At 46.3% G+C, this 25,931-nt stretch carries 27 protein-coding genes and 1 other annotated feature; of the genes, 1 reads left to right on the top strand and 26 read right to left on the bottom strand.

Features of this window, described 5'->3' with window-relative positions:
- Window positions 1-54: 54 nt before the first annotated feature.
- Window positions 55-347: a binding site (T-box leader), on the bottom strand.
- 182 nt (window positions 348-529) lie between these two features.
- Complete coding sequence (locus tag MKY85_RS11475) at window positions 530-865, bottom strand: four-helix bundle copper-binding protein (protein WP_253433942.1); 336 nt, start codon at window positions 863-865, stop codon at window positions 530-532.
- 73 nt (window positions 866-938) lie between these two features.
- A complete protein-coding gene (locus MKY85_RS11470; protein WP_342572606.1) occupies window positions 939-2,042 on the bottom strand; it encodes a GTP-binding protein in 1,104 nt (367 codons plus the stop codon).
- A 171-nt stretch (window positions 2,043-2,213) separates the two neighbouring features.
- On the opposite strand from MKY85_RS11470, the gene MKY85_RS11465 reads away from it, so the two are divergent.
- A complete protein-coding gene (locus tag MKY85_RS11465; RefSeq protein ID WP_339241689.1) occupies window positions 2,214-2,732 on the top strand; it encodes a molybdenum cofactor biosynthesis protein B in 519 nt (172 codons plus the stop codon).
- A gap of 67 nt (window positions 2,733-2,799) precedes the next feature.
- Here MKY85_RS11465 and MKY85_RS11460 read toward each other — a convergent pair whose 3' ends face one another.
- From MKY85_RS11460 to fabG, 24 genes are all read right to left on the bottom strand, one after another.
- Window positions 2,800-3,354, bottom strand: coding sequence for a hypothetical protein (locus MKY85_RS11460; RefSeq protein WP_342572605.1), 555 nt, complete (start codon window positions 3,352-3,354; stop codon window positions 2,800-2,802).
- Window positions 3,355-3,428: 74 nt separating this feature from the next.
- On the bottom strand, window positions 3,429-4,448 hold the full coding sequence (locus tag MKY85_RS11455; RefSeq protein ID WP_342572604.1) for an oxidoreductase: 1,020 nt from the start codon (window positions 4,446-4,448) through the stop codon (window positions 3,429-3,431).
- Window positions 4,449-4,528: 80 nt separating this feature from the next.
- Complete coding sequence (locus MKY85_RS11450) at window positions 4,529-5,182, bottom strand: hypothetical protein (protein ID WP_342572603.1); 654 nt, start codon at window positions 5,180-5,182, stop codon at window positions 4,529-4,531.
- Between the two features lie 385 nt (window positions 5,183-5,567).
- Window positions 5,568-7,022, bottom strand: coding sequence for a nicotinate phosphoribosyltransferase (locus tag MKY85_RS11445; protein WP_091017227.1), 1,455 nt, complete (start codon window positions 7,020-7,022; stop codon window positions 5,568-5,570).
- A gap of 193 nt (window positions 7,023-7,215) precedes the next feature.
- The gene (locus tag MKY85_RS11440; RefSeq protein ID WP_339260482.1) at window positions 7,216-7,773 is read right to left on the bottom strand and encodes an isochorismatase family cysteine hydrolase; all 558 of its coding nucleotides are present in this window, start codon (window positions 7,771-7,773) and stop codon (window positions 7,216-7,218) included.
- Window positions 7,774-7,840: 67 nt separating this feature from the next.
- Window positions 7,841-8,644, bottom strand: a complete 804-nt coding sequence (locus MKY85_RS11435; RefSeq protein ID WP_339241682.1) for an NUDIX domain-containing protein — start codon at window positions 8,642-8,644, stop codon at window positions 7,841-7,843.
- 78 nt (window positions 8,645-8,722) lie between these two features.
- Window positions 8,723-9,127 (bottom strand): PaaI family thioesterase, encoded by a 405-nt coding sequence (locus MKY85_RS11430; protein WP_342572602.1) that lies wholly within the window; start codon window positions 9,125-9,127, stop codon window positions 8,723-8,725.
- Between the two features lie 325 nt (window positions 9,128-9,452).
- A complete protein-coding gene (locus MKY85_RS11425; RefSeq protein ID WP_036609251.1) occupies window positions 9,453-9,902 on the bottom strand; it encodes a YlbF family regulator in 450 nt (149 codons plus the stop codon).
- Window positions 9,903-10,203: 301 nt separating this feature from the next.
- Window positions 10,204-11,760: a tRNA (N6-isopentenyl adenosine(37)-C2)-methylthiotransferase MiaB gene (miaB, locus tag MKY85_RS11420; RefSeq protein WP_339241679.1), complete on the bottom strand. Its 1,557-nt coding sequence runs from the start codon at window positions 11,758-11,760 to the stop codon at window positions 10,204-10,206.
- Window positions 11,761-12,072: 312 nt separating this feature from the next.
- On the bottom strand, window positions 12,073-12,645 hold the full coding sequence (locus tag MKY85_RS11415) for a phosphate propanoyltransferase (RefSeq protein WP_017689107.1): 573 nt from the start codon (window positions 12,643-12,645) through the stop codon (window positions 12,073-12,075).
- 194 nt (window positions 12,646-12,839) lie between these two features.
- Window positions 12,840-13,829 carry a dipeptidase gene (locus tag MKY85_RS11410; RefSeq protein WP_342572601.1) on the bottom strand — a complete coding sequence of 330 codons (990 nt, stop codon included), beginning with the start codon at window positions 13,827-13,829 and terminating at the stop codon, window positions 12,840-12,842.
- Window positions 13,830-13,920: 91 nt separating this feature from the next.
- Window positions 13,921-14,181, bottom strand: a complete 261-nt coding sequence (locus MKY85_RS11405; RefSeq protein ID WP_007430104.1) for a stage V sporulation protein S — start codon at window positions 14,179-14,181, stop codon at window positions 13,921-13,923.
- A 117-nt stretch (window positions 14,182-14,298) separates the two neighbouring features.
- Window positions 14,299-15,093 carry a TIGR00282 family metallophosphoesterase gene (locus MKY85_RS11400; RefSeq protein WP_145146946.1) on the bottom strand — a complete coding sequence of 265 codons (795 nt, stop codon included), beginning with the start codon at window positions 15,091-15,093 and terminating at the stop codon, window positions 14,299-14,301.
- A gap of 216 nt (window positions 15,094-15,309) precedes the next feature.
- Window positions 15,310-16,851 carry a ribonuclease Y gene (gene rny / locus MKY85_RS11395; RefSeq protein ID WP_036670418.1) on the bottom strand — a complete coding sequence of 514 codons (1,542 nt, stop codon included), beginning with the start codon at window positions 16,849-16,851 and terminating at the stop codon, window positions 15,310-15,312.
- 310 nt (window positions 16,852-17,161) lie between these two features.
- Window positions 17,162-17,899: a regulatory protein RecX gene (locus tag MKY85_RS11390; protein ID WP_342572600.1), complete on the bottom strand. Its 738-nt coding sequence runs from the start codon at window positions 17,897-17,899 to the stop codon at window positions 17,162-17,164.
- Window positions 17,900-18,174: 275 nt separating this feature from the next.
- Complete coding sequence (gene recA / locus MKY85_RS11385; RefSeq protein WP_062833851.1) at window positions 18,175-19,239, bottom strand: recombinase RecA; 1,065 nt, start codon at window positions 19,237-19,239, stop codon at window positions 18,175-18,177.
- 243 nt (window positions 19,240-19,482) lie between these two features.
- Window positions 19,483-20,739 (bottom strand): competence/damage-inducible protein A, encoded by a 1,257-nt coding sequence (locus MKY85_RS11380; protein WP_339241671.1) that lies wholly within the window; start codon window positions 20,737-20,739, stop codon window positions 19,483-19,485.
- A 108-nt stretch (window positions 20,740-20,847) separates the two neighbouring features.
- Window positions 20,848-21,435, bottom strand: a complete 588-nt coding sequence (pgsA, locus tag MKY85_RS11375) for a CDP-diacylglycerol--glycerol-3-phosphate 3-phosphatidyltransferase (RefSeq protein WP_062833849.1) — start codon at window positions 21,433-21,435, stop codon at window positions 20,848-20,850.
- A 320-nt stretch (window positions 21,436-21,755) separates the two neighbouring features.
- Window positions 21,756-22,247: a YajQ family cyclic di-GMP-binding protein gene (locus MKY85_RS11370; RefSeq protein WP_253433904.1), complete on the bottom strand. Its 492-nt coding sequence runs from the start codon at window positions 22,245-22,247 to the stop codon at window positions 21,756-21,758.
- 154 nt (window positions 22,248-22,401) lie between these two features.
- Window positions 22,402-22,572 carry a hypothetical protein gene (locus tag MKY85_RS11365; protein ID WP_017689116.1) on the bottom strand — a complete coding sequence of 57 codons (171 nt, stop codon included), beginning with the start codon at window positions 22,570-22,572 and terminating at the stop codon, window positions 22,402-22,404.
- Between the two features lie 67 nt (window positions 22,573-22,639).
- Window positions 22,640-23,701, bottom strand: a complete 1,062-nt coding sequence (locus MKY85_RS11360; RefSeq protein ID WP_342572599.1) for a RodZ domain-containing protein — start codon at window positions 23,699-23,701, stop codon at window positions 22,640-22,642.
- A gap of 66 nt (window positions 23,702-23,767) precedes the next feature.
- A complete protein-coding gene (locus tag MKY85_RS11355; RefSeq protein ID WP_036609270.1) occupies window positions 23,768-24,535 on the bottom strand; it encodes a DUF3388 domain-containing protein in 768 nt (255 codons plus the stop codon).
- A 197-nt stretch (window positions 24,536-24,732) separates the two neighbouring features.
- Complete coding sequence (locus tag MKY85_RS11350; protein WP_017689119.1) at window positions 24,733-24,996, bottom strand: DUF3243 domain-containing protein; 264 nt, start codon at window positions 24,994-24,996, stop codon at window positions 24,733-24,735.
- Window positions 24,997-25,159: 163 nt separating this feature from the next.
- Window positions 25,160-25,930, bottom strand: coding sequence for a 3-oxoacyl-ACP reductase FabG (gene fabG, locus MKY85_RS11345; protein WP_342572598.1), 771 nt, complete (start codon window positions 25,928-25,930; stop codon window positions 25,160-25,162).
- Window position 25,931: the final 1 nt, after the last annotated feature.

The following is a 25,931-nucleotide window of genomic DNA, read 5'->3' as shown; positions in this document are numbered from 1 at the left end:
CCTTATCCATTCATTAGTGGCTGAAAATAAACACAAAAAAGCTCCCGTCTCTACATAAGAGACGAGAGCTGACTTAACAGTTCCCGCGGTACCACTCTAAGTGAACAGGTTGCTCTTCATATGCATCAACATGCATACCCGCAGAACCTGTTCCGCTCGATGCGTATAACGGTCGCAAGCCGAGTTACCCTCAGACAGATCTGGCCTATCCCCAATGGGGATACGTACATCTTTTCGGATAACCATCTCACGGGTGCGGTTCACACAGGTCATGTCATACCGGCTTCCACCTATCCCGGCTCGCTGTCATGTATGGATCTGGCTACTCTCCCGATCATTGATATTCTTCGTTTCAATTCATTCCCATCATTATACATACCACGTTTAGACTTGGCAACCTGCATTAAAAATCCCCTACAGAAAGGCAATACACATAGGCACATCGTCTCAGATGCCTGTGTTTCACTACCTTCCCTTAGGGGACCAAGGTCATTATCGGTTTTTATTATATGTTCCAGTGAAATAGTAATTATGCTACTGCTGCCATCAACCGGCAAGCTTCTGCACATCTGCGGCAAGCCTCTGCACATGCTTGGCAGTGATCGTGGTTGTGTTTGCCACACTCTGCGGCGCAAGCTTCACAAGCTTTCACACACAATTCGCATATTTCAGCAATGAAATCACTTCCACGTGTCATCGCTTGTGCAGCAAAACTGCAGATCTCCGCACATTCCCGATTCAAACGGATACAATCACGCAGCATCGCCAGATCATATTCTTTCAGACTCGATATGTAACATACGTTGCAAGCATTCATGCACTCCAGGCAAGCATCGATACATTGTTGATATTGTTGTTGTGTCATTTAAAGTTACCTCCCAGGCAAAGTTTGCTATGCTTCTTAATACCCAGTTGAGAGGAATATTGAATCATCCAACTTACTTTATCGCTTCCAATTCCAGTAATTGGTCACGAATGACAGTTTGGTCAAAATGTTCACCTATAAACACAGCAACATTAGGGACATTTCCCTGAGGTGTGATCTTCATGTAGTCCGATTCACGGTAGGCATACTGGAACCAAAAGCGGCTCGCCGTGTCACTAAATGATAAAATACCTTTTGCTCGATACACATCCCGTGGCAGTGCGGATACAAATCGTTCAAACGCCTCGCTGTTCACCGGATGACTGAAATAGTGCGTATAAACCATGACATGTTCGTGTGAGGCATGAGGAGCGGAATGCTCGTGACTGTGGTCATGAACATGGCTATAGGATGCGTCATTATTCGTAGCATCGCCTTGAACCGACTGATGTTCATGTCCATGATTGCATCCATGTGTACCACAGGTTTCCGTATGCTCATGGTGAGCCGGCTTATCTGCTTCAGAAGCTGAATCATGCACATGCACGTCTGCCCCACTGCGAAGCAACAGATCCATCTCCACCTCACATTTGACTGTAGGAATTACAGGTGCGAAGCCATTCCATTTTGCCAAAAGCTGTTCCAGGTCCTTCAGCTCCTGCGCACTCACCCGATCCGTTTTGTTCAAAAGAAGCACAGACGCGCAGCGAATCTGCTCCTGCATCAGTTTAAAGGTCTGCCCCTTCTGCTCCTGATACAGACCAGATAGATGTGCTGCATCCACAACCGTGATGAGACTTTTCAGTTCCAGTCGCATGTAGAGTGAGGTCTCCGTTACCGCATCCAGAATCTCCATTGGATTCGCCGCACCGGTTGCTTCAATAACGATCACATCAGGTGATTCCTCCTGAACGAGATCAGCAAGTTGCAATCCCAAGTCACCACGAACGGTACAACAGATGCATCCACCTAACATCTCTGTCATGGGAACGGTGGAATCCACAATCTGACCATCCAGATTGACTTCGCCTAACTCATTCATAACCACTGCGGGACGCAAACCCTGCTGTTGCCAATGTTCGATCAACTGAACAAGCAGTGTTGTTTTGCCACTTCCCAAAAAACCTGACAGTATATATACAGGTATGGATTGTTCTTTTAAAATTGTTTCATTCATGCGTATACACCTCTCTGATTGTCCTTCTTGTAACCTGATCTATCTGTATCTAGCGAGTGTACACCATCCCGCATTCGTTATGCAATCATGTTCAATTCTTCCCCAGTACATTGCCTGATGCTAACGGATGGTCTATGCTATGAGGACATGTTGATTGAAGGAGGAAGTTTCATGACTAGTTCAGTGGAACAACATCGCCAGGAAGCTCCGACCACGGTATCGTGCATGATTGTTACAGTGTCAGACACGCGCACCAAAGACACGGACACCAGTGGCCAGCTCATGCATCAGCTTCTGAATGAAGCAGGGTATCAGATTGTTGAATACATCATTACACCAGACGAAACGGAGAACATTCGAAGCATCCTGCAGGATGCAGCTGTTCGTGATGATATTGAAGCCGTGCTGCTTAGCGGCGGAACAGGAATTGCTCCCCGAGATACGACATACGAAGCGGTATCCTCATTGCTCGACAAGGAACTTCCAGGTTTCGGTGAGATCTTCCGATTTCTCAGTTACACCGAAGATATCGGTTCAGCTGCCATCCTAAGCAGAGCCGTTGCTGGTACGATTGGACGCACTGCGGTATTCTCCATGCCAGGTTCCAGAGGTGCCGTCAAATTGGCCATGGAAAAACTCATTTTGCCTGAACTACGGCATGTCATGCGTGAAATATATAAACCCGTCTGAAAGATCAGACGGGTTTTCGGGTTTATTTTCAGCTGTACGTTATAGTACGACGGGTATCTCACTCTACTTACCTTAGTTGCCCCAGCACATGTTGGAACACCTGCATAACATCCTGTTCATACTTGTCCTTTTCCCCACCCGAAGCTGTATAAACCAGTGAGACGTATCCTTTGCTGCGAATCGTTGTCCGGCCAAGTACATTCTCCAAGACAGCCTCATCACGATTCTCACTATACATTTGTTTCATGCCGGCAGCACGGGTTGCTGCATCACTGAAAATGTGGACTTTCACGATATGTCTACTACTTCCATTCAACAAGTACATATAAGAGATCCCACCATGGCCATCATCTTCAAACATATTATTCATCAGCTGAATGCTTTTTGCTTCAAAACTCTTACTGATCTCACTTACCAATTCACCGTTTAATCCGTGTCCTTGACTCTGTGCCCGCACATTCCCTTCATCTGTCGCTTCACGGGTGTAGACCTTCCGCTCCTGCTCAATGGTTGATGCCGAACATGCCACCAGGGTCCAGACACTTGTGATCAACACTCCACTTATAAGTATCGACTTCATTGTTCTTCGAACCAGACTTCGTTTTTTTCTATCAAAACACATGCCAATCCTTCCTTTCCAGCCACATGTACTGTGACCCAATCAGGTAGAATTAGCATGTCTTAGGACTTGGAAACTTATGCGGATGGCATATCTGATATTGTATTGACCACAGTCCGACCTACTGCACCACCTTGGAGTATCGTCTCAAGTGTATGCGGCAACTGGTCTAGAGAAATTTCGCAGATTCCCAGTTCCAGCGCACGCTCCGGTTTCCATTCTCCGCCGAGCAGTTCCCACAGCCGTTCCCGACGTTCCATCGGACAATATACAGAGTCTATACCAATAAGCTGGATACCACGCAATATAAACGGAAGTACCGTGGACTCAAAAGCTGTGCCTCCCGTTAACCCGGAGACCGCTGCCGCTCCTCCGTATTGAATCTGTTTTAATCGCTCCGCGAGTGCAGGTCCTCCTGTTGGATCAACAACTCCCGCCCATAGCTGTTTCCCCATGGCTCCTTTAGCTGGAGCATCAGCCTCTTCACGAGTTATAACCTCCGAAGCTCCCAAGTTTCGGAGCAATGACTCCTCCTGATCCTTCTTGCCTGTGCTGGCTGTTACTTGGAAGCCAAGTTTCGCCAGAATCGCCACGGCCATACTTCCAACGCCCCCCGTTGCACCCGTAACCAGAATCTTGCCCATCGCCGGGGTTACTCCAGCCTGTAACAGCGCATCTACCGAAAGTGCAGCCGTAAATCCTGCGGTTCCAATCGCCATGGCTTCTTTCTCACTGAGACCCGGTGGAAGAGGCACCAGCCATTCACTGCGCAGACGAGCATATTCGCTGTACCCTCCGTAATGAGATACGCCAGGTTCGAATCCTGTACTGATTACCCGATCTCCTGGTGCAAAACGTCCACTCACGGACTCTTCTACCGTTCCGGCCAGATCGATTCCCGGTACCATCGGGTATTCACGAACGACGCCACCCTTCTCAAGAGTCGCAAGTCCGTCTTTATAATTGACACTGGAATATTGCACCTGTACCGTTACATCTCCATTCGGAAGATCTTCCTTCTTCAGTTGCTCTATACCCGCTTTCACTCCGCCCTGCTCTTCTTTACGAACAACATATGCGTTAAAATGGTTTTTCATCGATAGCCACTCCTTTTTCGGATTTTATATATTTTTCCATTAAGCACATGAATTGTTCGCATTCAGGCTTAACGTAATCATCAAGCTCTATCTCTCCTGAGCGTCAACAGATAAATTAGCGGACCCACAATAGGGATGATGCCTGCCGCGGACCAAGCTGGTGAACGTCGACTGCCTTTGGCGTCCCTGTATATTGCAATTACGGAAAGCAAGGTCAACAGTACAAAATCAATCGTCATAATATGTACAAAGGATGATTGCTTGAACGCCTCCACATATACATCCGGATGACCTTGCGTCAAGGCGTAGAATGCGGTCCCCAGCGTCAACAGCAGAAGGACTACATGCGTCAACTTGTGAGCTGCCACTCTTCCAATTCCCGACTCCCGCTGACGACCAAAATGCAAGCTTGTATAACCCGAAGCTCTATTTGCGGATGATGACCACACATAGTAGGGAAGCAGGGCAAAAGCGCCTAGCCCAAAAGAAAGCAGAACAAAAGGCCAAGCCGGTACACGGCCACTTCGTTCTTTCACCGATGTTCTTAACAGCATACAGGCATAAACTGCCGGGAAAATACCTAACCACGAAAACACAGTAAGCAACCAAGGCTCTTTGCTTTGCATGGTGATCAGTTCTTTGAATATTGGATCACTTCCAGGTGACTGCCCCGGTGCCAACATCAATGCATAGGCAATAAAAGCGATCCAGACCAGTCCTAATATCCATCTCATGTCTGCACCTCCTCTTACTTTCATCCCCTACAGCTGCGGGATTGAATCAATAGATGCAGAATTTGGCGTCTCCTGCGCTTTCCCGAGAAATAATTACTGCGTTCTCCAGAATAACTTATTGAATTGCGCATGACCATTTCCAGTATAGCCTGCTACCTTGGCAGTCTGTCCATGAGATTTCTTACATACGGGTCCGAGTTAATCGGATCATATAAAAAACGTCTATCGACATACTTTCTGAAGACAGACCGCGTTTAGCCGAAATTTTGCTTGCGATCATCGAATCGTTCAAGCTTCGCTAAACATGTATACATTCCATGACCATCAAAAAGGCATAGCCAGTATTCTTACCTGGTTATGCCTCATTGTCATTCTTAAGTTTAGATCATTCCTCTGTGGATTTCACATGTTCCGCAATAAGCTTCTGCTTCATATTCCATGCCGCAGGGCTAATGTTTACACGGTAGATCTCCGGGTTGAGCTTCCGTTGATATTCAGGCCAGAACAGATTCATCTGTTCCCGGTGATACGCCCGAATCTCATCCAGATTAGGCAGCTCATACACTTTGCGTCCGTTCACAAAGATCGGCTCCAGCATATTGACCGCTTCGTAGCGGGTAACGGTTTTTTTCAGGTAAGGGTGTAGCGGGTTGAACAGCTTGAGCGGTCCGCCTTGGAGCGGCTGCTCTTCATCTGGATAGCAGATATAATCCGCAATCGCTTTGCCATGTTTCGGATCAATGATCCGGAACACTTCCTTTTTACCTGGAGTGGACACCTTTTCAGGATTGGCAGAAATTTTGATCGTAGGCAACATGGCACCGTCCACTTCACGTTCTACCAATTTGTACACTCCACCCAAAGATGGCTGGTCAGAAGCGGTAATCAACTGTGTCCCGACACCCCATGTATCAATCCGTGCTCCTTGTGCCTTCAGGTTGAAAATCGTGTTTTCATCCAAATCATTGGATGCTACAATTTTCACATAATCCAGGCCAGCCTCATCCAGCATCTGACGTGCCTGAATGGACAAGTACGCAAGGTCACCGCTGTCCAGACGAATCGCATTCATCTTTTTGCCTTGGCTCTCTAGCTTCTTGGCTGTCTTGATGGCGTGAGGTACTCCACTGTTCAATGTGTCAAAGGTATCAACCAATAACGTAACCTGATCAGGCAAGACCTTGGCATACACGTCAAACGCCTCCTGTTCACTCATAAAGCTCTGTACCCAGGAATGGGCGTGTGTACCTGCTGTTGGGATTCCGAAGCGCTCTCCGGCCAGCATGTTGGAGGTTGCATGGAAGCCTGCTACATACGAAGCACGTGCGCCCCAGATGGCCGCATCCGCTTCCTGTGCACGCCGTGTACCGAATTCGAGCAACGTATCCTGTTGGGCTACCTGTTTGATCCGCGAAGCCTTGGTTGCAATCAACGTCTGATAATTCATGAAGTTAAGTATTGCCGTCTCCACCAATTGTGTCTCCATAATGGAGCCTTCTACCCGAATGAGCGGTTCGTCAGGGAAAACAATTGCTCCCTCCTTCATGGAATGAATCGTGCCCTGAAATGAAAACTGGAGCAACTCTTCCAGAAAGACCGGATCGTAATTTTCCTCTTGTTTGGATAAAAATTTGATGTCGTCCATTGTAAACCGAAGCTGGCTGATGTAGTTCACAATCCGTTCCAATCCGGCAAATACCGCATATCCGTTGCCAAAAGGAAGCTTACGGAAATAGGCTTCAAATACCGCCTTCCGCTTGTGAGTACCATTCACCCAATGGGCGTACATCATATTGATCTGATATTTATCCGTATGTAAAGCCAGGCTAGTTGTCTGCATTTGTCTCATCCTCTCTGACTTCCGCTCGTGCCCCCAGATTTCAATTGAGGACACGGGTTAACATATGGAGACTCATTCTTCATGATTCTGTTCATCCGCATTAAACAAACAAGTCTCCCGTAAAACTCTATACACCATTCACCACATTCATCCGGTTCTTAACAGGCAGAACCAAACAGAATTATCGATTAAATTACGCAAGGACTGTCTCACTCGCCTTAACCACCGAAGCACCCAGGCTGGAACGAAAATGTCCTAGCGCCCATTCATGTCCTGCCGGATTAAAGCTGGCAACAGCATCTTCATACACCGTAATATGAAATCCTTTACTGTAAGCGTCCACTGCGGTATGCAATATGCAAATATCCGTGCATACCCCTATGAGTGCAATATCCGTAATTCCACGTGCACGCAGTCTGAGTTCCAGATCGGTTCCACAGAATGCACTATATCTCGTCTTATCCATCCACCGAATATCGTTTTTCCGTACTTCCATCACTTGGGCAAGACGTCCATATAACTGTCTCCCCGCTGTATCTCTGATGTTGTGAGGTGGGAAAAGTACCGTCTCCGGGTGATACGGATCATTTTCTTCGTGCAGGTCCACGGCCATGATTACCTCATGTTTGTTATTACAATAAGCCTCGGTTACAGCTGCAATCGTCTCTTCGATCTCTACCGCCGGCTGCCCTACAGGTAAAGAACCTGTCACAAAATCATTCGTAAAATCAATCACAATCAGTGCTTTCATCGTCAACACTCCCTTAGCCCAGAAATGGTTGATCCTGATTCAATCCAATTGACACATCTGCACCTTTTTACGTGTAGATGGAAAGGCGTGGCACGAGTTCTGTAAAACGATATAGCTGCGCCGGACGTTGCGAGTACTGGTTGGAACTCACCAAGTTCCCCTCTTCATCCCGTACTTCTTCCACAATACCTTTGCGACTGCGGGTAGACGTAATCTTGCGAATGAAGTTTGGTTCTTCAAAATCCGGTACTACACTTTGAATAACCTGATATAATTCACTTAATGTAAAATCACGTGGCAGGAACTGACGAGCAATCGTCGTCTCCAGCATCTGTTGTTGAATGCGTCGATATGCATCTTCAATGATTGTTCTGTGATCAAAGGCGAGTTCCAATTCTTGCAACGCCTCCTGAATCGTGAACAATCCAACGTCCTCAGCATCATCTGCTGCTTGACGTTGATCCAGCATCCATTCCTCCACAAGCGCGAAAAATGCGTGAGATATAATCCAGCCCCTCGGGTCACGACCCGGCTGACTGTATACATTCAAGTACTCCAGATGTCCACCGTCTACACCTGTCTCTTCCATCAACTCACGTTTTGCTGCACCGTAGATGGATTCATTCTCCTGACAAAAACCACCGGGTAATGCCCATCTACCTGCAAAAGGCCAGCCTTTGCGCTTAATCAGCATCACTTTCAATTCCCGAATGGGAAGTGTCTTGGTCACCGTCTTGCGCTCCCGCTTGGTCAAGGTGAACATAACGATATCCGCAGGAACTCCATCGGGGGTACGATATTTCTTGGAACTATAGGCACGTGCTGCTTGTTCGTCGCTCTCTGAATTGAAGTGTTCGTAGTTTTCGTTCATGGGCACCACCGACTATTTTCATTTTGATAATTTCATTATGACATAATAATATCTTTTGTCAACAGCGGGATTCATACTTTACGTTCTCGGACGTGCTATACGGAAAGTAGCCGTAGCCATGCATCCCAAGGTGCCTGATGCATCACGAACCTCTGATTGAGTCGTAACACTGCGTCCAGCCTGATGTAACACTGTAGCCGTCACCGTTAATTCCCCTTGTTTCATGGGTGCGAGAAAATGTACATTCAGATTGGTTGTCACACAGCCATCTACTTCCATTGCTGCTGTTGCAACCATCCCCATCGCCTGATCCATCAGTGAAGTTAATACACCCCCATGAACAATCCCCATGGAGTTGGTATGATGTTCCCCTGCTGTCAACGCGATCTGTACTTCTTTGCCATCTCCTTTAATATATCGACATCCGAGAAATCCCCAGAATCGTTCGGCCCCGTCTTCTACCATTTTGTCCAAAATGCTCATTATTCATTTCTCCTTTTTCACTGTACGTATCATGCTCTCTTGATGTCATGTGCCTTTAACATTAAAAAATCAGCGCGCCACACAAAATAACCCCACAACGTGGAGCTTTGCTTGGAATGATATTCCGAGTACTTGGCGACAGCCACTCCACGTTAAGAGTTATGCAATGTAAGAAAAGCTTCTGATTGAAGCCTTATCGATGATGCCACATTCGTGGTTTGGCAGTTGCTTTTCTTGCGATTATCGAATCCTTCAGCTCCGCTGAAAACTTATAATTCTATAATCGTCAAAAAAGGCGCGGACAGCGTCCGCACCCTTCCGTCATTTAACCGCAACTTGTCGGAGGTGAATCCGTTCCAGCCTCCACGTTTACTTTTTCGGAAACCGTATCCCGGATTACAGAGATCACTAACTGAAGCAAGTAGTTGATGTCGCTCTGGCTCTGCTGGAATTCCGTAACCAATGGAATACTGTCCAGTTCGCTTTGCAGATCTTCAATTTCCTGTTCAATTTTGCTGACCATCTCCACATTTTTGAAGCTCTCAAAAGCAACGATCTCTTTTTGTTTCTTCTTGATCGTTGCGATCAACTGCTGGATGCGCTCATGATCACGAATTTTGGTTTCAGCCTGTTGGAACTGTCTAACTTCCTCACTCGTTCCGAGCATATCAGCCAATTCTTTGGCTTTTCCCATAATGTCGTCGCGTATGACCAGATTGCGCGTATCGTAGGTAGGCATTCCGTAATGGTTGTACTGCACTTCTTCCTGCGCCACTGAAATCGCTCCATTCTATGAGATGATATAAGATGAATAATGGATGTTGCACTAAGCTAAGTTGACTGCTGAGTGACCGCTGCGGTGTCGGATCGTTCTTTTGATCGCTGTTGTCTCCGAATTTTTCGATTGAACATATTCAAGGTTAAAATCCGGAGACAAAGGCGTAGCATAAGCTTCCGATGTGGCTTTCTTCAGAAAGCCTTTAGCTTCGCTTCTACAGAATCGATTCCGTCACCTTCGCTACGCTCGGCTGCAACCCCACTAAGTGCAAAAATCATTCATCTTATTGGTGTGTGTATTACTGATTGGCAGCTACCGGCTCAGAGAGCAGGTTGCCCCGAATATAAAAAGTCATCGGATCGGTGATTTCCACTTGTACGAAAGTACCGATCAACTCTTTGGGTCCTTCAAAATGCACCAGCTTGTTGCTGCGCGTACGTCCTGCCAGAACTTCGGAATTCCGCTTGCTCTCACCTTCAACGAGCACTTCAACAACTTTGCCACGTTGTTCTTCATTGCTTCGATGGCTATATACGTTGATCGTTTCGTTCAAGCGCTTCAAACGTTCCTTCTTCACTTCCATCGGTACGTTGTCTTCCATCACCGCAGCCGGTGTACCTTCCCGTGGGGAATAAATAAAGGTATAGGCAAAATCATACCCTACTTCACGGACAAGGGAAAGTGTATCTTCAAACTGTTCTTCCGTTTCCCCCGGAAAACCAACAATAATATCCGTTGTCAACACAACATTCGGGATGGCTTTCTTAATTTTGTCAGCCAGTTTCAGATAGTGTTCCCGGCTATACTTGCGGCTCATGCGTTTAAGTACTTCCGAACTGCCAGATTGCACTGGTAGATGAATGTGCTCTACGAGATTTCCGCCCTTGGCCAGCACTTCAATTAAATGGTCATCGAAGTCACGTGGGTGACTGGTTGTAAACCGCACTCGCGGAATATCAATTTGACGAATGGCATCCATCAAGTCCCCAAAGCTGTACTTCAGGTCGGTGAAGTCCTTGCCGTACGCATTCACATTTTGACCAAGCAGAGTGATCTCCTTAAAGCCTTGTCGTGCCAAATCCCTAACTTCGGCAATGACATCTTCAGGACGACGGCTGCGTTCTTTGCCCCTCGTAAACGGAACGATGCAATATGTACAGAACTTGTCGCAACCATACATAATGTTCACCCAGCCGCGCATACCCTCACGTTTCTTCGGCAGGTTCTCAATAATGTCGCCTTCCTTAGACCACACCTCAACAACCATTTCTTTACTGAACAGCGCTTCCTGGATTAGATGTGGCAGTCGATGCACATTATGTGTACCAAAGATCATATCCACAAAGCCATGCTTCTGCATGATTCGGTTGACGACGCCTTCTTCTTGGGACATACACCCGCATACGCCAAGTAACAATCCCGGACGTTCAAGTTTTAGCGTTTTCAGGTGACCAAGCTCACCAAATACTTTATCTTCCGCATTTTCTCGTATGGCACATGTATTGAGCAGGATAATATCAGCTTCTTTGCGATCCTCTGTAGCCTGATATCCCATTGATTCAAGAAGTCCTTTGATGGTCTCTGAGTCATGCTCGTTCATCTGACATCCATACGTATATACAATATAGTGTTTGCCTTTCCCTATGTTTTTCAGTTCATCGGGAACGGCATTTTCGTATAACACCTGGACGTCTTCCTTGCCCCGCTGTTTCTCCTGACGATGATTAGGTTCCGATTTGATGTTAATCTCACGACCCCGGATTCTTATCTTTTTGCTGAATTCATCTTGCGAAATTACTTTGGCATCGGAGAAATCAAAATATTGGGAGTAATCCTTTTTTGAGTCTTTAGCCATTTCCTTCGGTCACTCCTTACAGCCTCAATTAATAAAAAATCGTTCATTCATCCCTGTTCCACGTGAATTTCTTGCCGGGAACATTAAAAGAGCATTACAGCAAATTATAGCATGAATTGGGCTGTAGTTCCACATGCAAACCGCACGTCCCTTCGCATAATCCGAGACATGCCATGCTCTAATGAACACTTAGAAAACAGAAAAACCTGAGCTTTGCCAACAGGGCTGGAATTAACCGGCCCTTAATGGCTGTGCTCAGGTTTATACGTTATTCAGACTGCCCTAGTAGGCTGCTGAAGCTATTCCATGGTATTAATCGATGATTTCAGCAGTGTCGCCATTACGAGCGCCAGCAGCGTTAGCCTCATCCGTATCAATATGCATGTCCAGTGCGAAAGAATCAGATACACGAGCCAGTACATTTTCCAGTACCAGACCGCGATCTCCGCCGAGGCGAACTTTCAGCATTTGTTTGTCCTCGATACCCCATTTAGCAGCATCCGAAGTATGGAAGTGAATGTGACGAGCAGCTACGATGACACCTTTATCGATCGTTACTTCGCCAGCAGGACCTTTAATCGTGATTCCTGGTGTACCTTCAATGCTTCCAGATTCACGAACAGGTGCTTTAACACCAATCGCAAATGAATCTGTCATGGAGATCTCCAGTTGCGTTTCAGGGCGAACAGGTCCAAGGATACGCACTTTATCAAACTGTCCTTTCGAACCAATGACCGCTACAGTTTCGTTAGCAGCGTATTGGCCAGGCTGGGACAGAGGTTTAAATTCAGTCAGTTCATAACCTTTGCCAAACAAAATTTCAACGTGCTCTTGGGATACATGAATGTGACGGGCAGATACGCCCACAGGTACTGTTTTACTCATTGTAAATTTCACTCCTTGTTTATCTATGGCCTGAACTCAGGCTCTTAACAATCCAATGGTATTATACCCCTTTTTGGAGTGAAATGAAAACGAACTGGTGAAAATTCATGAAATACACTTATTTCACCATCATTCCCCTCCTTTATTTGGAAAACAAGCTTTATTCAACCCATTCTGTCCCACAGAACACTTTACTATTTCACGGAAGCCCCCTTTATTTTAGGATTTCCCTCTGGCAAGTGTTCCCTCAGATAACTCATCGCATTCCCCCACAACCAGCCGCGCACTAAATGTTCATCATAATGTTTGAGCAGGAGTTCCGTCAGTCTTGGATAATGCCCCGAGTGTTCAAGTCTCTGAATATACGTTGAGATTCCGTCAAAATCAGACCCCATCATCAGATGGTTCTGTCCGCCCTGAGAACAGATCTGCTCGATATGAGGCAGCAAGTCTTCGATAAGCACTTCCCCCTCCTGTTTAACAAACCAGGGTACAAACGTCAGTCCGATCCGCCCTTCGCGGGCAATGATGGCCTGGATCTGATCATCTTTCAGATTGCGCACATGGGGGCATACGCTATAGCTGTTGGAGTGGGAGGCGATAAAAGGACGCTTACTCAAGTCAGCTAGTTCCCAGAACCCTTTCTCCGTCAGATGCGACACATCCAACAGCATTCCGATTTCATTACACTGGCGCACCAGTTCTTTCCCTTTCTCGGTCAGACCCGCCCCCCGCTTCTCCATGACTCCGTCAGCCGCCCAATTGGCATAATTCCACGTTAGTCCAATGATTCGAACGCCCATCTGATAACATAACTCCAGATAGAACAGGTTGCCCTCCAGACCATCCACACCCTCCAGTGTGATTAATCCCCACGGACCCTCTGTTTGCTCCACCTGAGCCACCTGCTCACGCCATAACAACGTCTGTGTGCCGCTGGGCCGCCCCTGACTTCTCTCTACACGACTACGATAAATCTCCAACTGCCCCATCACATGTTCAAACTTGCCTCTGCCAAGTACTTCGGGTAAATAGATGGCGAACGCCTGCAACCCTACCTTCCCTTCTTTCAAGCGTTGCAAATTCACATCCAGTTCTGGAGCATCTTCAAAAGAAAGAGCAGGCTGCATCAAAATTTTGCTCAGTGCATCACAGTGAAAATCAGCTACACGCCAATCAGACATGGACAAACCCTCCTCAATATTTTATTGCGAAGAAAACGCAAAAAAACCTGTCTACATCCATCGTAAACAGGTTCAATGCATACTGCATGTATTATCTGGGCTCCACAATCAGCTTAATGGCCGTTCGGTCCTCGCCGTCGATCACAATGTCTGTAAAAGCTGGAATACAAATCAGGTCAACTCCGCTTGGTGCTACAAATCCCCGGGCTATCGCTACCGCTTTAATGGCTTGGTTCAGTGCTCCCGCTCCAATTGCCTGCAGTTCAGCATTTCCACGTTCACGAAGAACCCCTGCAAGAGCGCCGGCTACAGAATTAGGATTGGACTTTGCTGAAACTTTTAATACATCCATGGTAAGTACCTCCCTGGGAATGTTGAAAGTTTGTTTCCACTTACTAGATGTTATTCGCGGGAGGCAAAAAAATTCCTTCTTTTTAGACGGGTTTCCCTGCAAAATGGGACAATACCCCTATTCCATGCGCCACTCGTCCTCCATCAGACGAATTTTTTCGATGCGTGTTGCCGCACCTGTAGCTTCATCAATTTCAACAAACACACCATGGAAATGCCATTTGCCATCATCCACAACGAAACGTACCGGGAGCTGGGTGTAGAACTTGCGCAGCACGGCCTCACGCTCCATGCCCAATATGCCGTCACGCGGCCCTACCATGCCCGCATCCGTCAAGTATGCCGTTCCTCCAGGCAAAATCCGATCATCGTTACTCTGTACATGTGTATGTGTACCTACAACGAGAGACGCACGTCCATCCAGATGCCATCCCATGGCAATTTTCTCTGACGTCGCTTCAGCATGCATATCGACCAGAATACATTTATAGTCCTGACGCAGCTCATCAACAATCTCATCAGCTACACGGAACGGGCAATCCAGAGCAGGCAGGAACGTTCTTCCTTGCAGATTGACAATCGCCAGCTCTTTCCCTTCGCCTTTGACAACCGTGTATCCTCGTCCTGGTGTGCCTGGTGGAAAGTTCGCTGGACGAATCATGCGAGGCTCATCATCTATAAAATCAAAAATATCCTTATTGTCCCAAGTATGATTACCAAGTGTAATACCATGTACACCCCAGTTGAAAAACTCATTTGCAATTGCCCCGGTAATGCCGCGACCTGCTGCCGCATTTTCACCATTCACAATCACCACATGTGGCTTATACTTCGATTTCAGGTACGGTAAATTTTCCTTTAATGCCTTACGTCCCACGTTGCCTACAATGTCACCAATAAACAAAACTTTCACTGATTACTGCCTCCTCAATTCCTGCAAAGTTCTCTTTTTCGAATGTTGAACCTTTGCAGGACTCTATCTCTTGTTCCATGATCTGTATTTATACAAAAAGCCTTTGATTGAATATGGAATTCAGTCGAAAAAGCCTAGCCTCTTTTTGAAAACACACTTTAAGAGGCTATCAAAAGGAAAAGTGGCCCATTACCGCGGCCACTTTTCCGTATTGCTCTATTTTGCGTATTCAACCGCACGGGTTTCCCGGATGACGGTGACTTTGATGTGACCCGGATAGTCGAGTTCATTCTCAATCATCTTCGTGATGTCACGGGCGAGACGGAAGGCTTCAGCATCATCGATCTTCTCAGGCTGTACCATAACACGAACTTCGCGTCCGGCCTGAATGGCGTACGATTTCTCGACACCTTCGAAGGATTCCGAAATCTCTTCCAGCTTCTCCAGTCGTTTGATATACGTTTCCAGCGTTTCGCGGCGTGCGCCTGGTCTTGCTGCGGAGAGTGCATCTGCTGCACCAACCAACATGGCAATGACCGAAGTCGCTTCGCAATCTCCGTGATGGGACGCGATACTGTTGATTACAACCGGATGTTCTTTGTATTTCTTCGCCAGTTCCACGCCAATTTCGACGTGTGATCCTTCCACTTCGTGATCCAGCGCTTTACCGATGTCATGCAATAGACCTGCACGTCTTGCCAGAGTTACGTCTTCTCCGAGTTCGCCAGCCATCAATCCAGCCAGATAAGCGACTTCCATCGAATGTTTCAAGACGTTCTGACCATAACTTGTACGGAACTTCAACCGGCCCAAAATTTTGATCAGATCCGGATGCAGACCATGCACGCCAACTTCAAAGGTAGCTTGCTCACCGTATTCACGGATGCGCTCATCCACTTCTTTGCGGGATTTCTCAACCATTTCTTCAATCCGTGCCGGGTGAATACGTCCGTCAGCCACCAGTTTCTCCAGGGCAGTACGGGCAATCTCACGGCGAATCGGGTCAAAGCCCGACAGAATAACAGCTTCTGGCGTATCATCGATAATGAGGTCAATCCCTGTAAGGGTTTCAAGCGCACGGATGTTACGTCCTTCACGACCGATAATCCGGCCTTTCATTTCTTCATTCGGCAGGGTAACAACAGATACCGTTGTTTCCGCTACGTGGTCAGCCGCACAACGTTGGATGGCGAGTGTAATAATCTCGCGGGACTTTTTGTCCGCTTCTTCCTTCGCTTGTTGTTCAATGTCCTTGATCATTTGAGCCGTCTCATGACGAACTTCCTGTTCTACGTTGGACAGTATGATACTGCGTGCGTCTTCCATGGTGAGGTTGGATATACGTTCCAACTCTGTCACCTGGTTTTTGTAGATCATTTCGATCTGCTGCTGAGTCTCATCAATTCGTTTCTCTTTGTTAGCCACTTGCTCTTCTTTACGTTCGAGTGATTCCAATTTTTTATCCAGCGACTCTTCTTTTTGCAACAATCGTCTTTCTTGTCGTTGAATTTCATTCCGACGTTCACGAGTGTCTTTTTCAGCTTCAGCGCGAATGCGATGGATTTCATCCTTCGCTTCCAGCACTGTTTCTTTCTTCAGTGCTTCTGCCTCTTTCTTCGCGTTCTCCACGATTTGTACGGCAGCTTGTTCCGCACTAGAGATTTTAGCCTCTGCAAGAGATTTGCGAATAAAATATCCTACTCCGAACCCAATGAATAGCGCGGCTGCAACGAGAGCGATCGTGATTGCAATTTCCATACTGTTCACCTCCTCGTTGGTTCCTCCAAGGCATTCCTTGGGTCAATTTGCAGTTTTCAAACCTTACATATTTTTGGGAATAACGAATACTCACGGCGATCCCCCGCCGATTTTCATTTCACATGTACATGTTTCCACGTACTATTCACTGTTTCCAGCGAACCCATAATTAAGAATGGTATAAATCTTAAGAAACCGAAACCGCTTTTTTGGAAGGAAAAAGGGTTGTCCATTTCTTACAGACTCATGTCCATTTTAGTATTTGACGAAAGAAATTGTCAAGAGAATGCAGTATAGAGACTCTAGTCTGCTAATCCCATAACAACGCTTCGTCATCTTCGGCGTCTTCAGTCTCATCTTCTTCAATTAAACAATTCACGACCCGGCGCACCATATCCATTGAAAAACCACGTCTCATTAAGAAGGGAAGCGTTTTATTTTTCTTCTCTTTGACGTCCCCTTTGACCTGATTCCATTTTTTTCGTCCGGCACTCAATGCAGTCTCAAATTCTGCATCCGCACTGACACCTTCCAGCGCTTCAACAATAAGATCATTGGCAATGCCCTTTTGACGGAGCTCTTGCCTTATCCACAGTTTTCCCTTCCGCTTGCCCTCCATACGCTGTCTTGTCCATTCCTTCGCAAATAGGTCATCATCCACCAAATTCTCGCGCTCAAGTCGATCCAGCGTCTCTTCAATTAAAGGTGCAGCAAACTCTTTTTGACGAAGTTTCTGACTTAATTCATGTCGTGTACGCGGCTTATGCTCCAAAAAACGTAGAGACTGTGTATACGTCCGCTGTCGCTCGTCAGCTACAATGATTTCTTCCAGATCCTTCTTCATAAACGTATTGCCTTGAGTCATCCTGTATTTAATCATTACATCTTCAAGAACCGTTATGGAGTGGATGCCAAAAGAGATTCGATAACGAGCTTGCCTGTGCTTTGTCCGTTCTACACGCGTAATTATAAGTTCTTCGTTGTCCGGAAATTGGGATAGGCCATCCTGTTCTGCTTCTTCATATAAATCCTCGTCATGTTGATCCATTCAGGTCTCCCCTTTCACATCATGTTCATTCTGACTACGTCAAGCACATCTTCACATAAAGAATGCTAATACAAAAGGCCGGGAACTCAGCCCGGCCTTTATCTACACAGTAGCGTGCCAACAGCCCCTGTCCACTGGGACAGGGGCTGTTGGACAGCAAGAGCAGTCCCACTACAATCCACTTATCCAGATTGATCCAAGCTCAATCAGATAAGTTTATGGAGCCCAGTGGGAAACACCCTCAGGGCCTCCCAAGCAAGGGAGGCTTTGAGAGATTACTCGTTGATTTCAAACAATTCTTGTTCTTCTTCTGCTTCTTTTTGTTGCTCTTCACTCGTTGGCGCAGGAACTGCGGTAGTCAAGTTACTAGCTACCCGAATTTTTTGTTCAATGATTTCAGCAATATCTTTATGCTCTTTCATGAACTGCTTCGCGTTCTCACGGCCTTGTCCTAAACGCTCACCTTCGTAAGAGTACCAAGCACCACTTTTATTAACGATGTCCAGCTCAGTACCAATATCAATGATACTGCCTTCTCTCGAAATACCCTCGCCATACATGATATCCACTTCCGCTTGTTTAAACGGAGGTGCCACTTTGTTTTTCACAACTTTAATACGAGTACGGTTACCAATCATGTCATTGCCTGATTTGATACTCTCAATACGACGTACATCCAGACGTACCGTAGAATAAAACTTCAGAGCACGACCACCAGGTGTTGTTTCCGGGTTACCAAACATAACGCCGACTTTCTCACGAAGCTGGTTGATGAAGATTGCGATTGTTTTGGATTTGCTGATTGCACCAGACAATTTACGCAACGCCTGAGACATCAAACGCGCTTGCAAACCAACGTGTGAATCACCCATTTCGCCTTCAATCTCTGCTTTTGGAACCAATGCAGCTACAGAGTCAATAACGACGATATCTACTGCACCACTGCGTACAAGAGCTTCTGCAATTTCCAGCCCTTGCTCACCCGTATCTGGCTGAGATAGAAGCAATTCGTCAATGTTAACGCCCAATTTACTTGCATATTGAGGATCAAGAGCATGCTCAGCATCGATAAAGGCTGCTTGTCCACCAACACGTTGTACTTCAGCAATCGCATGCAATGCGACAGTTGTTTTACCTGAAGATTCAGGTCCATATATTTCAACAATACGGCCTTTAGGCAAGCCGCCTGTTCCTAATGCAATATCCAAAGCCAAGGAACCGCTGGGAATAATTTCCACATTCATATGAGTGGACTCACCCAGTTTCATGATGGATCCTTTACCAAATTGCTTCTCTATTTGACGGAGCGCCATATCAAGCGCGGCACGACGGTCTGACAATAAGCTCACACCCTTTACTGTTTATAAGATAATGATACCTTGTTTTAACACGTTTGCCAAGCTTTTTTTCGAACATACATTCGTTTTTTTTGTAAAGGCCGAGGCGCCTCTTCCTCAAAGAAACTTTCCATTAAACAGAAAAAAGAACCGTAAACAAGGCTGTAAAGCCTAATTCTGCGGTTCTTCCGTCTTCCTTAATTATACTTCCTTAGAACTTCAAATGCAATCGAAGCTATTAACTAATCAATCCATCGCCACAAGTTTTTGCCATAGGCGATAGAGAATCGCTTTGGCTGAACGAATGCGGACAGTCTCGCGATTACCATTAATACGCAGCTCATGAATTTCCGTCTCTTTTCCACGTTCAGCCAGAGCGATGAAGACAAGTCCGGGTGGCTTGCGTTCCGAATATCCCGGTCCAGCTACACCGGTAACAGCCAAGCCAAAATCAGCATCGCCAATCATGCGGATCTGCTCAGCAAGTACTTTTGCAACCTCAGGACTTACCGCTCCAGGTGCATCTTCACCTTCCAGATAATCATGAGGCACATTCAGCAGCTTTTCCTTAATCTCATTGGAGTAACAAACAATTCCACCTTTGAGCATTGAAGCACTTCCCGGTACAGAAGTCAGACTTTGCATGACAAGACCTCCTGTGCAGCTCTCAGCAGCGCTAAGCGTCAGCCCCATGTCAGACATCATGGTTACAATTGTGTACTCTATAGGCACATCCTCGTTCGCGTAGAGATGTTCTGTCAAACGCTCCCGAATCTGAACCTCCATCGCATCCAGCTTCAGCTTCGCCTCTCCTTCACTCGTAGCCTTAGTGGAGACACGTACCGTAACTTCGCCTTCGCTCGCGTAAGGAGCAATTGTAGGGTCTGTCTGCGCGTCAATCAGATCCAGCAGTCGATCCTCCAGAGCAGATTCACCGATACCTGCGAATTTGAGCATTCGGGAATAGATCGGCATTTCTTCTGTAAGCACATGCTGGAACAGCCAAGGCTTGACTTCCTGTTCAAACATTGGAATTAGCTCTTTGGGTGGTCCAGGCATCACAACATAATGTTTATCATTATCAGAAATCGCATTTCCTGCCGCAAGACCCGTTTCATTGGCCAGAGGTGTCCCACCCTCAATAACAATAGCCTGACGTCGGTTATTCTCTGTCATGTCCACATTACGATCTCTGAAAAAGCTCTCAATTTTATCCATCGCCATTCGATCCGTATGCAGTTTTCGGTTAAGAACAGCTGCGAGCGCATCCTTGGTCAGATCATCTTGAGTGGGTCCGATGCCACCGGAAAATAAAATAACGTCAGCACGGCCCTGTGCAATGCGAATAGCTTCACTAAGTCGGTTCAGGTTATCCCCAACCACTGTTTGGAAATATACATCGATCCCCATCGCAGCCAATTCACGGGATAGGTATCTGGCATTGGTATTGACGATTTGTCCAAGCAGTAGCTCTGTGCCAACTGCAATGATTTCTGCCTTCATTGAGCATCCTCCTGTACATGTGGTGAGTGATCAAAGGGCAATAGGATAATTTCCTATTGCCCCTGACCCAATGCTTCCTTCATGATTACCCATTTTTAGAACCAACTATTATGCTTTTGTTAAATGAAGCAGGTTTTTGTTTTTGATAAAGTAATCGATACCCGACCAGATGGTAATAAGCGCTGCTGCCCATACTGCGATAATATCGACGTGAATACCCGTGTATGAGAACGGGAAATTGTTCAACAGCAACAACACAATTGCCACAATCTGCACTACCGTCTTCAGCTTGCCCCAGGCACTCGCAGCAACAACCGAACCATCCAGCAATGCGATTTGGCGCAAGCCGGTAACTGCAAATTCACGACTAATAATAACCACTGCAATCCAAGAATCCAGCTTGCCCATCTCCACGAGCGAGATCAAAACTGCAGTAACCAACAGCTTGTCTGCGAGCGGATCAAGCAGTTTTCCCAGATTGGTAACCATGTTATTTTTCCGCGCAAGGTATCCGTCGATTCCATCTGTGCTTGCGGCGATGATAAAAATAACAGCAGCAATCAGTTGATTATACGGAAGCGAAAAGCTTCCAAGCTGCAACGGCTCTGGATAAAATGGAAAATCCACGAGCAGGAACACCATCAAAAAAGGGATTAAGCAAATTCGTGCAAGCGTAATCCGGTTGGGTAAATTCACAAGACGCCCTCCCTCATATCCTCCATTACTCCAAACAATCATCATAATCCCGTTATCATCATCCGGAACATGAAATGTACAGTTTCAATGTCAATCCATATTAACATGATCCCACTATGTAGAAACGCAAAAAATAAAGTCAACCGCTCAAAAGCAAAACCGCTTTAAACGTTCCGGTGACTTCCAGAAGATGTACTGCTTTTCACAAAGTCAGCAAACGATGAGGACTGGACTTGATGCATGACTGCCAGCAATGCACACTTAGTATAATATACGCCTAATACCATGTCAAAAAACACTTCTGCTACAAGAAGGTCTTATTACTTGAAATTTGTATATTGCAAATCCAGAGGCAGGTTGGCACCATTTAACAGCTGCATGACTGCTTGCAAATCATTTTTACTCTTACCCGTTACCCGTAGCTGGTCTCCCTGAATCTGACTCTTCACTTTCAACTTGGAATCCCGAATCAGAATATTGATTTTTTTGGCGATGTCCTGATCAATCCCCTGTTTAAAATTCAAGCGCTGGCGGACAGTACCAGAAGATGCTGGCTCTACCTTTGCGTAATCAATGTTTTTCAATGGTAGACCACGCTTCGCCATTTTGGATTGAAGTACGTCAATGACAGCCTTAAGTTTGGTCTCATCATCAGATACGATTGTTAACGCATCCTTATCCAGTTTCAGGCTGCTCTTGCTGCCCTTGAAGTCATAACGAGTGCCAATTTCCTTCTCGGTTTGTGTAACGGCATTTGTCAGTTCCTGCAAGTCCATTTTGGACACGATATCAAATGAATTTTCTGAACTCAAAACAGTCACCCTTTCAGTTAATCATATGTTCTGTAACATTATAGAGGATACCCCAAGCAAAAGTCTAATTTCAAGCTGTTCTATACAAAGAAAAAAGCATTTTTGGCTTCCACCTGAAGTGGCTGCCAAAAATGCTTGCTGGTCCAGCTTCCAACTAATAGCGGCTGCGGTTGGGCTGTCTGAACATATCGAGCACACCCAAAAGCACATGTGCAAGTCCAAACCCCAATATTCCGTAACCCCAAGCACTTGGAGTCAGATAATAACCCAGGAGGCTGACAATGATCCCTAAACCCGTTACGATCCAGCTGACTGTCACAGCCATCCACCTCACTTCACCAAAAGTTAACTGCAAGTTAAGACACAGTTATTGTCTCCTGCAGTTGACCGGGTTATTCGCTACCAGTGGTACCCTCTGTACTGTCCGTTGAACCATTTTCAGCACCTTTGGAAGTAGCAGTATTGCCAGTGTCTTCACCAAGCTTCAAACGGATCCGATTGGTTGCCTTACCATCCGTTACAACTTGCCCGCCAACCTCAATCGTGGTCGCTGCAGCGTAACCGGACTTAATGTACATGCCTGCACTATCCAGCTCAAAAGTATAGCTGTCGCCTTCGGCTGTGTTACCATACTCCAACTTCTCTCCGCTGGAGTTCTCGCCCTTGTATACTTCCAGCCAGCTATGACCTGTGGCTTTGATCGTAACCGTTACAGGTTTGCCTGCACTTCCGTTAACTTTGAAGTTCGTAATATTGCCTGACTTCCCATCTTCTGCAACCGTTACAGCAGACGATGAATTATCTGTCGGTTCTTCCTGATTTTCTCCCGTCTGACCGTCTGTTTGGCCATCAGTTTGACCATCAGTTTGACCATCCGTCTGTCCTTCCGTGTCTGTTCCGCCACCGTTACCGCCAGCGTCGCCTTCACCCTTACCATCAGTGCCTGAGTCTGTTGCAGGCGGATTAGATGCCTGTCCGTTATCGGCAGGCTGATCCGGTTTATCTTCAGGCTGTTGTTGACTGTCTGTAATTTTGACCGAATCAAGTCCTTGATTATCCGTTTCATCACCATTGTTATACACCACGTATACATACAACAGTACTACGATCAAAACAGGGAATGTCCACATCAGTGCGACAGACATCCATCGATTACTACGCTCAACCGGACGGCTGGAACGCTTCTGTATTACCGGTTCCATCGTTGCTTCCGCCTCTTCTGCCGGTACGTCTTTTTTGTGTCCCTCCAGCAGCTCATCAGGGTTCAGTCCAACGGTCTCCGCATAGGTTTTAATGAAAGCACGCACATAGAAGCTACCCGGCAGCACTTTATAGTCTCCTGCTTCTATGGCCTCCAGATACCTCTTGCGAATTTTTGTCATTTCCTGTACATCGTCAAGACTCATCCCTTTTTGCAGCCGGGCCTCTCTTAACTGCTGACCCAGTTCAGACATGCCATCTCCTCCTTATGTTTATCTCATGAGTTGTTGCTAATCTATTCCATGATTCCGTACGGAGCCTTATAGTTCGTCGGTATAGCTTGCCGTAAACGTATCATAAATAATTTCTTCATTTGGAATATTGCGCAATTCAATAATAATATCAAAATCATTAAAATCATATTCGGATTCCTGCACAAAAATATCCGGATGTTCGATAACCTTTGTACTTGGCATCGACATAATATCCTGCAACAAATTGTAATGCCGCTCACTGGAACGAATCGTACTTACAATTCCATCAATGATGAAAACATTGTTCGGGTTCAATTCGTCTTCGGACATTTGACTTCTTATCGTCTGACGAAGAAGTGTGGAGGAAACAAAAGTCCATCGCTTCATCGCACATACGCTGCCCGCAATAATGGACTCCGTTTTACCAACACGAGGCATTCCGCGCAAACCGATGACCTGATTGCCTTCCCTCTTAAATACTTCACCCAAAAAGTCCACAAGTAACCCAAGTTCATCTCGTGTGAAACGAAATGTCTTGCGATCATCCGAGTCACGGTCAATATATCTGCCATGACGCACAGCCAAAATATCCACCAATTTAGGTTGACGCAAAGCCGATACGGTGATGCTGTTGACTTTGCCAAGCATTTCACCAAGCAAACGGATTTTCTCATCATCATCCGATTCAAGCAGCATACCTCGCGTTTTGCCTTCCACACCGTTAATGGTCAATATATTCACTTCAAGCATCCCCAGCATCGAGGCAATATCGCCTAACAAACCGGGTCTGTTCTTATGTATTTTATATTCCATGTACCATTGTTTAGATTCCATTTCAACACCCCGTAATGCATTATTCCACATTATTCGACAGCAACAGAACGTGTCCACTGGACAGCAAACTGAGACATCTTCTAAAAATGGGTCACGTTAATGATATATAAAATGAAAATGAATTACAAGAACAGCTCTGTAATCCGTTTGTAATCATTAGAGAAAAGCCCCCTTGCGGGAGCTCTTCATCTGTAATCTTATGCGTTTTGTTTGGCCAATTTGACCATCAGGCACGCGATCGTACGACGCTCATCTGCATCGCCGACATCCCATAACTCTTTCAATGCCCGGTTGGAATGGTTCGCCGGATCGACTTTCTCATCAAGGAAATCGCCGATTTCATACGCAAGTTTGTTGATGGTTTCTTCACTCATCCCCATCTTCTCTGCTTGCAGTACGCGGTCACCCAGGAACTTCTTCCATGTGTCAAAGCTGGAGAGCACTGTTTTTTCTGTTGACATGATAAATCCTCCTTAGATGACGCATGAGATTTAAAATCAACAGTTGTAATATGTGCTTTCGAAGCATTTTATATACGAGCATTTTGAAAATAATCCGGAAGACGGATGCTTCTCGGCCAACCTTCACTTGTTTCGTTCATAGCCACTCAAGTTTACTTGCTGCTTACGTTAACCAACCGCCATTTGGACTGATAATCTGCCCATTGATATACCCCGATTCAGGGAGGGCCAGAAAATAAACCAGTGATGAGATTTCATCAGGTTGAGCAAGTCTTCCTGCCGGAATTTCCTCTTCCAGCATCTTCAGTTCACTCTGATCCAGATGGTTCAACATGGATGTCTGAACGGCGCCAGGAGCCACAGCATTTACGGTTACTCCGGAAGGTGCGAGTTCTTTTGCAAGTGCCTTGGTGAATGCATTCACCCCGCCCTTGGTTGTGGAATACAGCACCTCGCAAGAGGCACCAGACAGCCCCCAGATCGACGATATATTAATGATTCGACCATACCTTTGGGAGATCATGTGAGGCATCATTTCCTGTGTACACATAAAGGTGCCTTTGAGATTAATGGCCATCACTTCATCCCAGATCTCCTCTGTAACATCAGACAACATCCCATAGTGCGAGATTCCTGCATTGTTCACGAGGATATCTGGCATGAGATTGTGTGACTCCAGCTTCTCACGCATACGTTCAATCTGTTCCCGGCTGCGAAGATCCGCAGACACCGTCATGATTCTCCCACTGCCCTGTTCCATGCACCGTCTGGCAGCTTCATTCGCTGCCTCATGCGATTTCATATAGTGTATAACAACATTCATTCCCACTCTGGCGAAACGTTCTGCGATAGCGGCTCCGATGCCACCGCTTGCTCCAGTCACCAGTACAGTCATTTCCCCAATTGCCTTCAATTGTCCTGTTCCCCTCTCCATA

Source organism: Paenibacillus sp. FSL R5-0749, from assembly GCF_038595085.1.
GTDB lineage: Bacteria > Bacillota > Bacilli > Paenibacillales > Paenibacillaceae > Paenibacillus.
This window is presented reverse-complemented; position numbering and strand designations above follow the sequence as displayed.